The sequence below is a fragment of the Bacillus sp. FSL H7-0578 genome (assembly GCF_038630855.1).
Lineage (GTDB): Bacteria > Bacillota > Bacilli > Bacillales > Bacillaceae > Bacillus > Bacillus safensis.
Genome location: NZ_CP152045.1, coordinates 800,918 through 814,714, shown reverse-complemented (window position 1 = coordinate 814,714; position 13,797 = coordinate 800,918). Strand labels below are relative to the sequence as shown.

Annotated in this window: 16 protein-coding genes; 3 read left to right on the top strand and 13 right to left on the bottom strand. The window is 41.8% G+C overall.

The window, feature by feature from the left end:
* The first annotated feature begins 137 nt into the window (after positions 1-137).
* Positions 138-1,394, top strand: a complete 1,257-nt coding sequence (locus MHB41_RS04025; protein ID WP_034283753.1) for a transcriptional regulator — start codon at positions 138-140, stop codon at positions 1,392-1,394.
* A gap of 36 nt (positions 1,395-1,430) precedes the next feature.
* Here the strand turns inward: MHB41_RS04025 and MHB41_RS04020 are convergent, their stop codons facing one another.
* From MHB41_RS04020 to mprF, 3 genes are all read right to left on the bottom strand, one after another.
* Positions 1,431-1,898, bottom strand: a complete 468-nt coding sequence (locus MHB41_RS04020) for a DUF393 domain-containing protein (RefSeq protein WP_034283752.1) — start codon at positions 1,896-1,898, stop codon at positions 1,431-1,433.
* Positions 1,899-2,231: 333 nt separating this feature from the next.
* On the bottom strand, positions 2,232-2,780 hold the full coding sequence (locus MHB41_RS04015; protein ID WP_034283751.1) for a thioredoxin family protein: 549 nt from the start codon (positions 2,778-2,780) through the stop codon (positions 2,232-2,234).
* Positions 2,781-2,872: 92 nt separating this feature from the next.
* Complete coding sequence (mprF, locus tag MHB41_RS04010) at positions 2,873-5,443, bottom strand: bifunctional lysylphosphatidylglycerol flippase/synthetase MprF (protein WP_034283750.1); 2,571 nt, start codon at positions 5,441-5,443, stop codon at positions 2,873-2,875.
* 168 nt (positions 5,444-5,611) lie between these two features.
* Here mprF and MHB41_RS04005 point away from each other — a divergent pair, with 168 nt between their 5' ends.
* A complete protein-coding gene (locus MHB41_RS04005; protein ID WP_120208572.1) occupies positions 5,612-6,091 on the top strand; it encodes a MarR family transcriptional regulator in 480 nt (159 codons plus the stop codon).
* A 22-nt stretch (positions 6,092-6,113) separates the two neighbouring features.
* Here the strand turns inward: MHB41_RS04005 and MHB41_RS04000 are convergent, their stop codons facing one another.
* From MHB41_RS04000 to MHB41_RS03975, 6 genes are all read right to left on the bottom strand, one after another.
* Complete coding sequence (locus MHB41_RS04000) at positions 6,114-6,395, bottom strand: hypothetical protein (protein ID WP_327827767.1); 282 nt, start codon at positions 6,393-6,395, stop codon at positions 6,114-6,116.
* 12 nt (positions 6,396-6,407) lie between these two features.
* Positions 6,408-6,935: a YfiT family bacillithiol transferase gene (locus MHB41_RS03995; protein WP_327827768.1), complete on the bottom strand. Its 528-nt coding sequence runs from the start codon at positions 6,933-6,935 to the stop codon at positions 6,408-6,410.
* Complete coding sequence (locus MHB41_RS03990) at positions 6,932-7,957, bottom strand: zinc-binding alcohol dehydrogenase family protein (protein WP_046314304.1); 1,026 nt, start codon at positions 7,955-7,957, stop codon at positions 6,932-6,934. Before MHB41_RS03990 ends, MHB41_RS03995 begins: the two co-directional genes overlap by 4 nt.
* A gap of 90 nt (positions 7,958-8,047) precedes the next feature.
* Positions 8,048-8,551 carry a hypothetical protein gene (locus MHB41_RS03985; protein WP_034283746.1) on the bottom strand — a complete coding sequence of 168 codons (504 nt, stop codon included), beginning with the start codon at positions 8,549-8,551 and terminating at the stop codon, positions 8,048-8,050.
* 100 nt (positions 8,552-8,651) lie between these two features.
* Complete coding sequence (locus tag MHB41_RS03980) at positions 8,652-9,398, bottom strand: anti-sigma factor (protein WP_034283745.1); 747 nt, start codon at positions 9,396-9,398, stop codon at positions 8,652-8,654.
* Positions 9,395-9,961, bottom strand: a complete 567-nt coding sequence (locus MHB41_RS03975; protein WP_034283744.1) for a sigma-70 family RNA polymerase sigma factor — start codon at positions 9,959-9,961, stop codon at positions 9,395-9,397. Before MHB41_RS03975 ends, MHB41_RS03980 begins: the two co-directional genes overlap by 4 nt.
* Positions 9,962-10,317: 356 nt before the next feature.
* On the opposite strand from MHB41_RS03975, the gene MHB41_RS03970 reads away from it, so the two are divergent.
* Positions 10,318-10,644 (top strand): YnfA family protein, encoded by a 327-nt coding sequence (locus tag MHB41_RS03970; RefSeq protein ID WP_034283743.1) that lies wholly within the window; start codon positions 10,318-10,320, stop codon positions 10,642-10,644.
* Between the two features lie 67 nt (positions 10,645-10,711).
* Here the strand turns inward: MHB41_RS03970 and MHB41_RS03965 are convergent, their stop codons facing one another.
* The 4 genes from MHB41_RS03965 to MHB41_RS03950 form a co-directional block, all read right to left on the bottom strand.
* The gene (locus MHB41_RS03965) at positions 10,712-11,752 is read right to left on the bottom strand and encodes an NAD(P)/FAD-dependent oxidoreductase (protein ID WP_061110584.1); all 1,041 of its coding nucleotides are present in this window, start codon (positions 11,750-11,752) and stop codon (positions 10,712-10,714) included.
* Between the two features lie 153 nt (positions 11,753-11,905).
* Positions 11,906-12,535: a rhamnogalacturonan acetylesterase gene (locus MHB41_RS03960; RefSeq protein ID WP_340899161.1), complete on the bottom strand. Its 630-nt coding sequence runs from the start codon at positions 12,533-12,535 to the stop codon at positions 11,906-11,908.
* Between the two features lie 152 nt (positions 12,536-12,687).
* Complete coding sequence (locus MHB41_RS03955; RefSeq protein WP_041116240.1) at positions 12,688-13,152, bottom strand: DUF6884 domain-containing protein; 465 nt, start codon at positions 13,150-13,152, stop codon at positions 12,688-12,690.
* Complete coding sequence (locus tag MHB41_RS03950) at positions 13,153-13,698, bottom strand: VanZ family protein (protein ID WP_034283737.1); 546 nt, start codon at positions 13,696-13,698, stop codon at positions 13,153-13,155. It abuts the gene before it with no gap.
* Between the last annotated feature and the right edge of the window lie 99 nt (positions 13,699-13,797).

The following is a 13,797-nucleotide window of genomic DNA, read 5'->3' as shown; positions in this document are numbered from 1 at the left end:
ATCATATTACGTTTTAAACAAATTTTGAGAAAAAAGCCAAGATGATGAAATGATTTTCAAGTATTCCCATTTTGTCTGATCTTGTTTTTTTGTCAAAAGGCTTTCAACCATGATTGGAAGGGAGGCTTCTGGATGGAATGAAAATCAATATTGGACAAATCATTAAACTCTACCGTTATAAACAAAATATGACCCAATCTGAATTGGCAGAAGGAATTTGTTCTGTCTCTCATTTAAGTAAAATTGAAAATGGCTCAAAGGAGGCCAATCAAGATACGATCAATCTGCTGCTTGAACGGCTTGGCATCAGCCAAGAAAAGCTGTCACAAAAGGCGCGTCATCTGCTGTCACTTTTGGATGAGTTTCAAATGAATATGTATTTCTATGCTCTCGATCAGGCTGAACAAAATGCAGAAATGATCATTCAGCACGAGGAGCAGTTCTTTTCGCTCGATTTAGGCATTCAGTATCATTTGTCCTTATTTCAATTTTATTTACTAACGGATAAACAGCCGCTTGCCTTAAAAACACACCGCGTGCTCAAAAAATTCGAAAAAACCTTTATTGAAACGGAAAAAGAAATTTTTGAATATCTTGACGGCATTCATCAAATTAAAATTGGTCAGCTTGAAGATGGACTGAAAAAGCTTGAAAGCTGCTTTTCCTACGCTTCAGTTGAACAAAGTGATTTGTATTATCACTATGCAAAAGCACTTGGAAACTTGGGACAGCTGGGTGATGCGCTTGAAGCGACACATCAAGCGATGGATTTATATAGACAAAAGAACAATTTCAAGCGGATTATTCACTGTACACTTATTCACGGCGTGATCTCACTTGAACTAAAAGCCTATCAAACTGCGAAGAAATATATAAAGGAAGTGATTTTGCACACGTCCCTTCACCCTGATGCCTTTATTAAAATGTCCGCTTATTTTTATTACGGGGTGCTCTTAAAACGTGAAGGTGATTTCTCTTCAGCTGTGCCTTATTTACTAGATTCACTCAATTACTTTAATCAAGAACAGATAGAAGATCGTTACTGTGAAACGCTATATGAAATTGCGACACTATATGCTGAATATGACCGCAAAAAAGCACTTCCCTACATACACGAGCTGTTAAAACAGCCTCGTATTCAGCCAAACTGTTTATATATGATCAAAATCTATAAATTGATGATTGAGGAAAACCCTCTTGATTTGAAAACCTATTTGGTCGAAGCAGCCCTTCCTTACTTTGAACACAATGAGCTGCACAGTGAATATTTGTTTGCTCTTAGAACCTTACTTACCTATGCAGGTGCTGAGCTTGATGAGCAGACGTATCAGTCCTATACAAAAAAGCTTCTTGATCATTTAGCGGGATATCTTCCCTATTACAAAAAAGCATGACCTTCTGCCGATCGAAGGTCATGCTTTTTCTATTTATTAAATGGTCTCTTGTTGATCTGTGTCATGATGGTTCACCGGTTTGACAGAATGAATATACCGTCTTTTTGCAAAGAAATCGTACGCATGCTGTCCAAAGCCAAGCCAAATACTGAGCAAGATGAATGGGACCGTTCCCCATAAAGCAGGGATATGGCAGGCCATACGCAGCCAAGTATAAATCCCTGAATTCTTTTGATTTTTGGCTAGGGAAATAGACACGATTCGTTTTTCCGCCTTCTCTTCACTGATTTTATTCAGCCTGAGCAGCTGCGAGTGTCTAAAGGATTCAAAGTGAATCCGATTTTTCCAATCGAGTGATCTTAATAAATCAATCATTTTTGCACATGCAGGACTTTGTCCGTCATAAAACACAAGCAGCCTCAGTGATTTAATGGAACGCTGTTCTCTTTTTTTCGATTCAGCGAGCTTCTTTTTTTCTTGATCGAGATAAATGATTTTTTTCATAAATTGATCGCCTGTCCTTTTCCGTCATTTTTTTAGTTCGTTCAAAGGAGATTACAACTAGATTACTATAGTTGCTGGGCCTCTTGTATTGGGAAAAAGCCAACCGTTGTGCGTTATATGAGCCTTTGGATAAGGGCAAAATCATTGATTTCATGGCATATATGAGGTTTTTCAACTAAAAGTGGTTGGGAAAATCGTGGTGCTTTGCGGTTTTCTGCGGTATTTGATAGAATTCTGCGGTTTTCTACATCTTTATGCGGTGGTTTTGTAGGTAAAACGCAAAAACAAGATAAAAAAAGACTACTTCCCATTGCGGCGAAGTAGTCTTTTGGTTTATATTTTTGCCAAAACTTCTACTATTTCTTTCTCAATATCTTTCCATAAGTAACGGTCGGTCGTATAGTGATGTGCGGCTTCTTTCGCAAATACTTGAAAAGCTTCTTCAAAATCAGGTGCATCTTTGTCCGGTTTTTTCTCATCGACAAAGCGCTGTGCTTCTGCTGAGCGAGGTCCCCATTTGCCCACTTCATTCCCGTCCTGATCAATGATGACGATAATCGGAATCGATCTTGCGGTCCCGTTCGTTAAATACTGATCCATCAGGTCTAGATTCTCATCCCGAATGAAATAGCGCACATCAATGAGTGCTTCATTTGCAATACGCATGAAAATCGGAACATTGACCATCGCATCTCCGCACCAATCCGCTGTGATGACAAGCGCTCGGAGCTTTTTCTTTTGCAGCTTTTGAAGCAGCTCTTTTTCTTTTTGATGAATTGCATACTGGTTGTACACCGTGAGCAGATTTTCCCGGTTTTTCTCCATGTTGTGTACATATGTACGTTCAGCTAATCCCTTTGTAAACCATTCATTTAATGTCATATGAACATCCCCCTTACCCTTCAACTTTACCACTTTTGCTATTCTTTTGTCTAAAAAAACCTTCACCTAGTGAAAGGTAAAGGTCTTTTGGTTTATGGACGCCGCTTTCGATTTGGGTCCATCCCGATCAGCTTGGTGACTAGCACCATTGTGACAGGCAGTGACGTATTCTTTTTATATGCTAAATATTTCCCGCGCCATTCAGGCTTATATTTCTGTTTAAATGACCGTAAACCGCTGAAGCTGTACATGTATCTGACATTGTTGAAAATAACACTCGCCAAACGCTCCGTGAGAAAGGACTGATGGAACGTCCCCACATTCGATAAAGGTGCCATTCCCATGTTAAACGATTTGTAGCCTCTTTCTTTCGCCCATTGAAACAGGTGGATAAACAGCGCATCCATCATCCCGTTCGGTGCATCATGCATATGACGCATTAAATCGATGGAAATCTCCCCTTCTTGATACATCGGCATCAATGATACAAAGGAAATGATCTGCCCTTGCTCATCCTTTAGAATCGCAATCGGTGCTTTTTGAAGATAGTCTTCTTGAAAATAACCGAGCGAAAATCCTTTTTCTTTTTTCTTTCCGAGCCAGCTGTCAGAGATCTGTTTTAAGGTGGAGATCAACTCATTTGAAAAGGGAGGTTCCAGCATTTCAAAGGTGTAGCCTTCTCGTTCAAATTTATTCGCCACAGCTCGTAAATTTGATTTTTTCTTACCTGACAGAGTAAACGTTTCTAAATCGACCATGGCTTCTTCCCCAAGCTTAAAGAAGTGAAAGCCTAAGTCATGATAAAGAGCCATCCCTTCTCGTTCTACTTGATAAAAAGCGACGCGGTAGCCGGCTTTTTCTGTCTCCTGTAAAAACTCTTCAAGTACAAGCGGATAAGACGCCTCACGTCCAGATGGATCTCCGAGCACAATGACGCAGCGGCCAATTCGCCCAAACTGAAGCATTGCTTCTCCATCACTTGAGAAAAATAGTTTTTTGTCGCCTAAAAAGCCAAGATGACTGAGGGCATTTCCGCCCTTTTCTTCTAAAAACGTTTTTAATTTTTCATCATCTGCTTTTTCTCCAATCGGAAAGGCTTTCTTATTAAAAATCAATTTACTAATGAAGAAGAAAAGCGGTACACCGATGAGAGCGATCATGCTTGTCATCGTGATATGCCGTTCATTATGCACCAAGTAATCCTTACTCAAGAAATGCCCGATTTTTGTCCAAATAAAGTTGCCAATCACATTATAGTTAAAGAGCACGAATAAATAACCAGCGGCAGCCGTCACAAACTGATTTAAGGAGTAAGGTGCCTGCTGCTTCACAAATTGATTTCGAAGAGAGAAAAACACAGCCATGATGACTGGCAAAATAAAGATCAGACTGAGGTTAAACCCCTTTAACAAAGTAAACACAAAACCGCCTGCTAAGGAGATCATTGTCAGCACGTACGATCTTTTCGTTCTTTTATACACTTCAATGGACAAAATCATCAGAATGATTCCGAACATTAAAGAAAGACCATTAAATCCTGATAACAGAAAGCGCGGAATGCTGGTAATCACACCTAATCGATCAACTGGAAGCACAACAGATGCCATGATAAGCAAGCCGCTTCCAAAGGTTAAAATCGATAAAGATCCGTACAATAAACGGATTAATAAAGCACGGTGCAAAACAATTAAAACGTTCGTTGTTTCAATGGCAGGTGCCATTTTCGGATTGCCTTCAAGACGTCTAAGCGTCGTTCCCGTTAAATCGTAAGCAGCTAGACAAAGCCCTAAAATAAACGGGAAAATCGAGTACACGAAACGGTACAAGACGAGCGCCGTCAGCACCATCTCTTTATCAAAACCAATGTATTGCATGCTCAGTAAAAAGATAAGGTCAAACGAACCAAAGCCGCCCGGAACCATACTGATTAAACCGCCGATTGACGCAATCGCAAATACACCTAATACAATTCGGACATCGACATTCATCCCCATAGAGACAACAGCCATGTACATGACAAGTCCAGCTGCCAGCCATTCTAAAAACGATGCCCCGATATAAGCGTAAATTGGATGCTTCAGTCCATTTTCACCGCTCTCAATCGAGCTTTTTCGAATGGATGCCATGACGATATATATCGGTACAATACAGGCAAAGATAATGACAAATGCCCATAGCCACGGCTCCTGGCTGATAATACTTTCAACTGGAAGCACCCTGACCAAGATCAAATCACTGAAAATAGATAAGCCCAAAAGGACAGAGGAAGTCAAAAGGGCAATGCCTTTCAGCAATTTTTTCGTATCTGTTATGTACTCCTTATAGAGAAGCGTTCTAAGCCCTGCTCCTGATAGACCGCCAAATCCAAGAACACTGTTAAAGGAGTTCGCAATCCATGAAATGCGTATCGTTTTCCAGCCGCTGATCGGCATATTCAGGCTTTTTCGTAAAATAAAATCATATAAGGACATCGATAAAACCGCGACAAGTCCAAGAAAGACAAGAATAAACAAGTCCATTCGGTTCAAGCTGTCAATAATATAAAACGTCTTTTTAATGGAAAGTCCGCTCAGCTCCTGCTTTGCAACGAAGATTAAGACAAGGATAATGACGATCGGAAAAAGCATTTTTAAGATGGTCATACCCGTTTTTTTGTTCCACATGTTTTTCCCAACTTTCTAGGTTGCTTCATTATTTCAACTGAACATTATTATACAACAAATACCACTTGATTCATGCAGTTTAACATTTAAAAGCTTGACGAACCTTTCAATTAGAAGTAAAAATCAGTAATATAAAGAAAAAGAGCCGCTTAAAGGAAGTGAACAAGCGTGGAATATAATATTCATGACACCACCGTATTAAAAGAAGAGATTCTATCTCCAGAAGAAAAAAAGACATGGGTTCTTTATATGAAAGTGCTCACAGCTGCAGGTCTTGGAGATGTTTCTGAATGGATGAAGCTTGATATGAGTATGCCTCAAATGAAGGTGCTCATGCTGCTCAATAACCATGGCTCTCTCAAAGTATCCGAAATCGCTGAAAAAATGGGCGCTTCTTTGTCCAATATGACAGGCCTGCTTGACAGGTTAGAACAATCTAACTTTGTCATGCGAAAGCACTCTGAGCGTGACCGGAGAATCATTGTCGTAGAGCTGACAGAGGAAGCGAAAAATATTTTCAGAAGTATTTATCAAAAAGGACACGAAAAAATCAAAAATTCCCTGCAGCGGCTCAATGACGAGGAAAAAGAAAAAGTCAATGAAGGCCTTGCTATCTTAGAAAAAGCACTGCGTCCTGAACGCGGCTAAATATGAAAAGGAAAAAAGACGGTCACTTGAGGTCCGTCTTTTTTATTTCTTCTACTTGTTTATCTGAGAGGACGAAATTTTTTTGAAGAACTTCCCTGTCATCCCATAAAAGATAGGCTAAGCCAATGATGAGAAAAAAGATGCTGATCCACGTACCGCCAGGAAGCAGCTGTTCAAGTTCCTCAATCGTTCTTTCTGAGCCTAAGCTGTGACTATAACGTATCTCAAAAAGAACATATTTCGCTATATAAAACAATCCCGCCATACAGATAAACATGGCGCCGACAATTCTTCTACCAGACATGCGTTTACTCCTTTAAATCCACTGATTTCTTTTGATTAATTCCGTGATATGGGCAAGGTGATGCTTTGAATGCCAGACGTACATTCCTGCTGCATTATATAAGGACACCGTTTGTTGATCGGCAGGGTGATAATAAGAAGCGTTGAAGTCATCCTCTGACATTCCCCGCAGTAAAGTGACCCACCTGCGATGCAGACTGCTGATCAAAGGCAGGGATAAACTAATGGGCGCCTTGCTGTCAGGAAGTGAGGCAAATCCCTCCTGATCATATGGACGTATGTCCGGTGTATCTTCTGTCAAAGCAAGTTTGAATCGTAAGTATGCATTCAGATGGCTGTCTGCTACGTGGTGAATGAGCTGACGAACAGTCCATCCTCCCGGCCGATAAGGTGTATCAAGCTGCGCATCTGTAAGCGGTGCAGTCACCGCTTCATACTCTTCGGGGATTGCAGCCAGCTGATCAATCCATGCTTCAAGCTGTGCTTTCGTTTTTGTTTCAACCGGTTCATATAAGCCAATCGGATATTGTAATGACGTCATACGTTCTCCCCTTTCTCAAATCCTTCAAGTACAAATTTGCCAATCATCTTTCCATGCTCAAGTGTTTGATGTGCCTGCTTCAAGTTAGCAGCATTGATCGGACTGAGAACCTTTGTTAAAGTATGCGTTATTTTTCCCTGCTCAAATAACTCACCCGCCTCTGTCAAAAGCTCATGCTGTTTGATCATGTCCGCTGTTTCAAACATAGGGCGTGTGAACATGAATTCCCATACAAATGCCGCACTTTTATTTTTGAGTAATTGAATGTCTAGGTTGTGCTGGTTTTCGACAATGGTACAGATCGTTCCTTGCGGTTTGATGGCTTCTGCCATGCCTTTGAAATGTCCATCTGTATCATTTAAGCATAAAATAAAATCCACTTCGCCGATTCCTTTTTCCTCTAGCTGCGCTAAAAGCGGCTGATGATGATCAATGATATGATCGGCACCTAAGGACAGACACCACTCTTTTGTTTCTGGTCTTGATGCGGTAGCGATCACAGTTGCCTTCGTTAATTTAGCTAGTTGAATGGCGATAGAACCAACACCGCCTGCACCACCAATGATCAGCAAGGTTGAGCCTTCAGCATTCCGCTTCATATGCATCCGGTCAAATAAAGCCTCATAAGCCGTAATTGTTGTAAGGGGCATTGCGGCTGCTTCTGCAAAGGATAGATTGGCAGGCTTTTTCGCCACAATACGTTCATCCACAAGCTGGTATTCACTATTCGAGCCTTGACGCGTAATATCTCCCGCATAGTATACGTGATCACCTGGCTGAAACAATGTACACGATTCACCCACTTCAACAACCGTACCGCTTGCATCATAGCCTAGTATTTTCAGTTTTTCTTCCTTCTGATCCTTCGGTGATCTCACCTTTGTATCAACTGGATTCACGGACACAGCTTCTACCTTCACCAGTACATCTCTGCCAGACGCTTTAGGCTTTTCGACCTCCTGATCCATCAGGCTTTGCTCATGCTCAATCGGCAAATACTCCAATAGTCCAACTGCTTTCACTCGTTCGCACTCCCCTTCTCCATTCTTTCTTTCCACATTTTATCATAATTTTCTGATGTTTATGGCTGGATCAAACGAATGACGGCACATTTATGACCTTTTCAGGGCGTTTCGCTCCCTCGCCATGTATGAAGGACGTGCCTTTTGCAAAGAAGGGACATAAGTGAACCAGCTGCTCGTTTTAAAAAATAGCTGAACGTAATAAAACTGGACGTGCTGGAGAAAAACAACGGTCAATAGAAAAAGAGTGAATGAGAGTGTAGATAGATCCGCCCTTCCTTGTATCCATTCATTGATCAAAAGAATCACAAAACCGAGGATGATGAGCTGTTCAACTCTTTGCACGAGCTGGCTAAGGAGCTGCCCGCGTTTTAATAAATCACCAGATTGGTGCTTTCTAATTTTTCTCGATTTGTAGAACCAAATGATACTTTCTGCTAAGTTATGAGTTATAAATAGTGCAATAAGCGCTATCGATAAAGGAGATGGGTGATAAAAAATTGGGACTGCAAATGGGATCACAAGAAAATAAATGGCAATCAATGCGTGTCTGACTGATAAAAGAAATAGGTCTTTTTCTATAGATGTTTTCATGTGTTTCACCTCCGTATGTACTACGTTTCAATTGCCAAAATGTTCCCCTTCGCTATCAAAAAAGGATGCCCCAAGAAGGCATCCTTTTCATGAATCAAACTTAAAAAGCAGCGCTTAGTACGACAGGGCCTTGCGGGAGCTTGTTATCCTTTTTCGGTTCAAGTGTAACAGCCACGGTATCCCATGATTCGCCTGCTTCTTTTTCAGATAACGCATAGGTGACGGTTCCTTCCCCCTTGTTATCTGTTTTAAAGGCACCGGCTGGCACCGGCTGATCTCCTTTAATGAGCCACACTTGATAAACAGCAGATGAATCAAGCTGACCCTTTAAGCCGTCTGCACTCACCACAAGTTCTTTTTTACCGTTATGCTCTATTACTGAAAAAGCACCTGTCGTTTTTGGTGATGCGGCCGATGCCAATGATTTTGTGGCAACAACCCTGACAGGTTCTTCCGCCTGTTCTTTTCCATTCGATAAGAAATACACATTTCCAGCTGCTGATATGAGAAGCAGTGCCGCAACGAGCGGTAAGAGCCACTGGTTTCGTTTCTTTTGCAGCGGTTTGATTTCGTTTGGCTCAGGTGCAGCCTTGAGCTCTTTTTTATGGCTGTTCTTTTCTTCGACTGTCTCTTCTTCAAACACCTGGGATAAAATACGGTCTTTCATCCCTGCCGGAGGTGTTTGGTCACCTGCTAGAAATGGAATGTCAGACATGAGCGATGTTAATTCTTCAAGCTCTTCTTTGCAAGCTGAGCAGTGCTTGATGTGCTCTTCAAATTGCGTTTTTTCTTCTCCTTGTAAATGCCCGTTGAAATAATCAATCACTTGATGTTTACACTGAGTCATGCCTCTTCCTCCTTTCCTCCGCGAGACAGTTTCGATCGCAAATGCTTCAATGACAATCGAACCCTTCCTTTTACCGTACCAATAGGGATGCCCAGCTTGTCTGCGATGCTCTTTTGTGTCATTCCTTTAAAATAGACATCTTCTATGATGGTTTGCTGTTCTTTTGACAATGTAGATACTGCTTCACGTATGATTTGTTTTTCCTCGTTCCATTCTACTTCTTTTGATATATCTTCTTGATGATCAGCTAAATATTCAATCTGCTCATCTTCCAAAGCCGTTTCATTCCGGTTCTTTCTTATAAGATCAATGGCCGTGTTGCGTGACATCATAAATAACCACGAGGAGAATTTCCCTTTATCCGTATGATATTCTCCTATGCCGCGCCAGAGCTTGATGAAGACCTCTTGAAGCACTTCCTCCGCGAGCTCACGGTTGCCAGTCATTTTATAAATAAACGAATATAACACACGTTCATAGCGATCGTACAGCACTTCAAGCGAGGGCTTGTGACGATCATATTTGATCTTTTGATACAGCTCAAAATCTTGCAATGTGTCCATGGTCATCTCCTTCCTTTTTCATGAGAAAGAGCATGCGTATTCATCATGAAATCCTTCACGTATTGCTTATCACTCGATTTACTGAAATAAGCCTACCTTGTACTTTACTCTTTTTTCAAGGAGAAAAAAAGAGTGCTGAAAAAGGAAGTGTGCTCCTCATGAGAATGTACTTACTTTACGACATAACAGACCATTTGGATCACTCGTGGTACAAAAGTCAAGAATCCATGTGTGACCACTCTCTGATCAGCTGATTTTAGCAAACTCTCGTCTCCCTCTCAATTCAATTGAGGTAGAACGCATTCTTTCCTCATGTCATAATAGGGTGTAAATTGGAGAAATTGGAGTGTCCGTATATGATGGTGACGATTGTTCTTTTTTTATTAGCAGGTTTAGCAGAAATTGGCGGCGGCTATTTGGTATGGCTTTGGCTGCGTGAAGCAAAGCCTGTCAGCTTCGGGATCGCCGGCAGCCTCATCTTGGTAGCATATGGCATCATTCCGACCTTCCAGCAGTTCCCGACTTTCGGACGGGTTTATGCTGCCTATGGCGGTGTTTTTGTCATTCTTGCTGTATTCTGGGGCTGGTGGGTCGATCGAAAAACACCTGATCTATATGACTGGATGGGTGCTTTGATTTGTTTGGCTGGAGTCAGTGTGATGTTATTTGCGCCTCGCAGTTAATGGACCCATATAAAAAGTGCTGCCACATGCGATGCGGACAGCACTTTTGCTATGTTATTTGAATGATTTAACGAGCTCCAGCCGTTTGTAATTCTTTGTTTTTCTCTTTAAAGCGTTCGTTATGAGAGGAAACGTACGCCACTTTTTCAGCTTCTGGTTCGATGTAAAGCTTCGCGCTATTCAGTGCATTGACTCCATCAACAAACGTGCCGGCAATTAAGCGGACCTTGCTTTTATGTGTACACAAGTCGCCTACCGCATAGACGCCCGGTAAATTGGTTTCCATTTTTTCATTAACCTCGATCAGTCCCCATTCACCTTGCTTGAGGCCCCATTCTGATAGCACGCTTAAATCGCCTTTCATCCCGTGATTGACGATCACAGCATCTGTTTCGATTCGTTCTTTTTCACCTGTCTCTATGTTTTGAATGGTGACCGCATCAATTTTGTCGCCTTGACCATGCAGCTCTGTTAGTTCATGCGGGGTTAAAATTCGTTTGCAAGTTGCCTTCATGTTGGCGACGTTTTTCTCATGTCCGCCAAACATGTCACGGCGATGCACGACGGTGACACTTTCAGCAATCGGTGCAAGAGCATTGGCCCAGTCAACCGCTGAGTCGCCGCCTCCAGAAATCACAACCCGCTTCCCTGCAAATGTCTTAAGCTCCTGGACAGTGTAATAAAGGTTTGTCACTTCATAGCGGTCTGCATCCTCGATTTCAAGTTTCCGCTGAACTGGAATGCCGTGACCCATCGCTAATATGAGGGTCTTTGTCAAATGACGATCACCATTTTCAGCCGTCAGTAAGATGTGATTATGTTCATCTCGCTCGAATGACGTGATTTTTTGATTCAGTGCAATCTCTGGTTCAAATGTTTTCGCCTGTGTTTCCAGCTGCTGTATCAGCTGTTCTCCTCTTGTTGGCGGCAAACCGCCGACATCCCAAATGACCTTTTCAGGATAAAGAAGGATTTTCCCGCCAAGGCTTTCGTTGTACTCAAGTACCTTCGTCTTTAAGTCCCGCATCCCACTATAAAAGGCGGTGTACATGCCTGCTGGACCGCCGCCAATAATGGTGACGTCAAACAATTCAAGCTGATCTGTCATTTGAGTCCCTCCAGTTTTCCATCGAATGATCTATTTTTCAGTGATATTGATTCTCATTATCATATGTGTCTATTGTAGTCTACTCTAGTGAAGGGAATCAATAGCTTTCTTCAAAAAAAGAACAGGACGAGCGCTCACTCGTCCTGTCATCCATCACACAATGGTTAAACCAAGGTCTTTTAATTCAAGAGAAACAAGTCTTGCAATCGCATCTGCGCCTTCTTTTGTAAAATGCGTGCGGTCCTCAATTCCTGTTGACAGCATAAAGTAAGAAGTCGTTTTCTCTATACCGGAAATTTGATAAAACTGAAGGCTTACCGTATTTAAATCAACAAGAAGGACTTCTTCTTCATCAGCTAGTTCTTTCATAGCGGCACAGTAATCAGGAAAATCATTGATAAATTCTCCGTCTTTTTCATGAAAACGGCCGACTGGCGTGAGTAAAAGTGGTGTTGCCCCTTTTGCTCTTGCTCCATGAATATATTGAGACAGGTAGCTTTTATACGTCGTGAAAGGATCTGTATGCCGCTCAGGCTTTTCCTTGGAAGCATCATTGTGCCCCATTTGTGTGAAAAGCCAGTCTCCTGGCTGAATGTCAGCCAATATGTCATCAAGGCGTCCTTCTTCAATGAATGTTTTTGAGCTTCTTCCACCAATGGCACGGTTCTCGACGTTCACCCCTTGCGCTGTATAGCGGTGTAAAAACTCTCCCCATCCTCCTTGAACAGGACGATCTGGATATGATGAAACGGTCGAATCACCAGCTAAATAGATGGTTGTCATGTTCATACGCCTCCCTTTTTCATTGAGCCACTTCACCCGAGCGATACGGGCATCCTAGTGGCTGCTGAAAAGATATGAAACAATCAGCATCGCTATTTCAATTATTCTCTTTTTAAAGATCAAAACCCTGCTTACCGGTAGATGTGAATGTGTTAAATATGCGGCGGAAGTTCTATTTTTGATTCCACTGCTTGATGTAACGCCTGAAGCATGTAGCCAATTCCTTTATATGGAGCCAGCGGATAATTTGCTTTTTGATGAGGCTGTAATAAAGGGTCGATCACTTTTCGATATTTCTTTCCACCTAGTACCACCAATTCATCATATGCGAAAAGATTTTTTTGATGAAATTGCTGGCTCAGTTCTTCTCGTGTGATCTGCTTAGCATGCGGTGTACCAAAAGCAACATCATAATTTTCATGTATGATATCATCTGCCTTTAAGAACCCGTGCTTCGCTGATAAGATCATCCAGTCTGAAAAAAACGTTTGGGCATAGCTTTTCGTACGCTGATGCAGCGGACTTAAATAAACGAGGTTCGCCGGCTGGCTCCCTGCTTCTGGATCGACGTCCCAAATTTTCTTCGCGCCACATGGAATGATACAAACTCGCTTCACTCAGGTTTTCTCCTTCCTTTTTCGATAGATCTGATACACGATACAGCCTAGCGCTGTGCCAAGTGTATTTAAAAGAATATCATCAATATCGCTGCTTCTTGTAATGATACCAGATTGTGAGAACATCCATTGGAGCAATTCGATCATGGTTGACAGGAGAAAGCCACCAAGAACCGCCTTTTGCCAGCGCATGGTTCGAAAGGCTTGATATAGAAAAAAACCGAGTGGTACAAATAACAATATGTTGCCTGCTAAATTTAAAAAGACAAGATTTGGATAGCCGTGATGGTAGGCGTGAAGATTTTGATAAATGGACTGCAAAGGCAAGAGATTAACACTCACCTGATCTCTTGGGGCGGAAAAACGATTTGGAAAGACCGTCAAATATAATAAAACATTCGTATAAATAAACAGACTGGCAAGAACCAATTCTGTCCGCAAATAAATAAAACGATTGTGCTTTTTTGCCTGTCTGTATCTCATATGTAAATAGAGCGGGACGAGCAGGAGAAAATAAGCAATGGAAAACATAGCACTGGATGTCATACAGAAAGCTGCCCCTTTCTCACATGATGATGCTTGACCATATTTACAGCTTATTCAGGCTTGCCCGCATCTATTCATCACTTATTCTCACATTCAATG

Bases quoted from the DNA above. Each gene is read 5' to 3' on its own strand.
- MHB41_RS03965 (WP_061110584.1), bottom strand. From the start codon at position 11,752: ATGACAGATCAGCTTGAATTGTTTGACGTCACCATTATTGGCGGCGGT.
- mprF (WP_034283750.1), bottom strand. From the start codon at position 5,443: ATGTGGAACAAAAAAACGGGTATGACCATCTTAAAAATGCTTTTTCCG.
- MHB41_RS03950 (WP_034283737.1), bottom strand. From the start codon at position 13,698: ATGACATCCAGTGCTATGTTTTCCATTGCTTATTTTCTCCTGCTCGTC.
- MHB41_RS03995 (WP_327827768.1), bottom strand. From the start codon at position 6,935: ATGACGTCATTACAATATCCGATTGGCTTATATGAACCGGTTGAAACA.
- MHB41_RS04020 (WP_034283752.1), bottom strand. From the start codon at position 1,898: ATGAAAAAAATCATTTATCTCGATCAAGAAAAAAAGAAGCTCGCTGAA.
- MHB41_RS04025 (WP_034283753.1), top strand. From the start codon at position 138: ATGAAAATCAATATTGGACAAATCATTAAACTCTACCGTTATAAACAA.
- MHB41_RS03975 (WP_034283744.1), bottom strand. From the start codon at position 9,961: ATGGACACATTGCAAGATTTTGAGCTGTATCAAAAGATCAAATATGAT.
- MHB41_RS03970 (WP_034283743.1), top strand. From the start codon at position 10,318: ATGATGGTGACGATTGTTCTTTTTTTATTAGCAGGTTTAGCAGAAATT.
- MHB41_RS04015 (WP_034283751.1), bottom strand. From the start codon at position 2,780: ATGACATTAAATGAATGGTTTACAAAGGGATTAGCTGAACGTACATAT.
- MHB41_RS03960 (WP_340899161.1), bottom strand. From the start codon at position 12,535: ATGACAACCATCTATTTAGCTGGTGATTCGACCGTTTCATCATATCCA.
- MHB41_RS03980 (WP_034283745.1), bottom strand. From the start codon at position 9,398: ATGACTCAGTGTAAACATCAAGTGATTGATTATTTCAACGGGCATTTA.
- MHB41_RS03985 (WP_034283746.1), bottom strand. From the start codon at position 8,551: ATGAAAACATCTATAGAAAAAGACCTATTTCTTTTATCAGTCAGACAC.
- MHB41_RS04000 (WP_327827767.1), bottom strand. From the start codon at position 6,395: ATGTCTGGTAGAAGAATTGTCGGCGCCATGTTTATCTGTATGGCGGGA.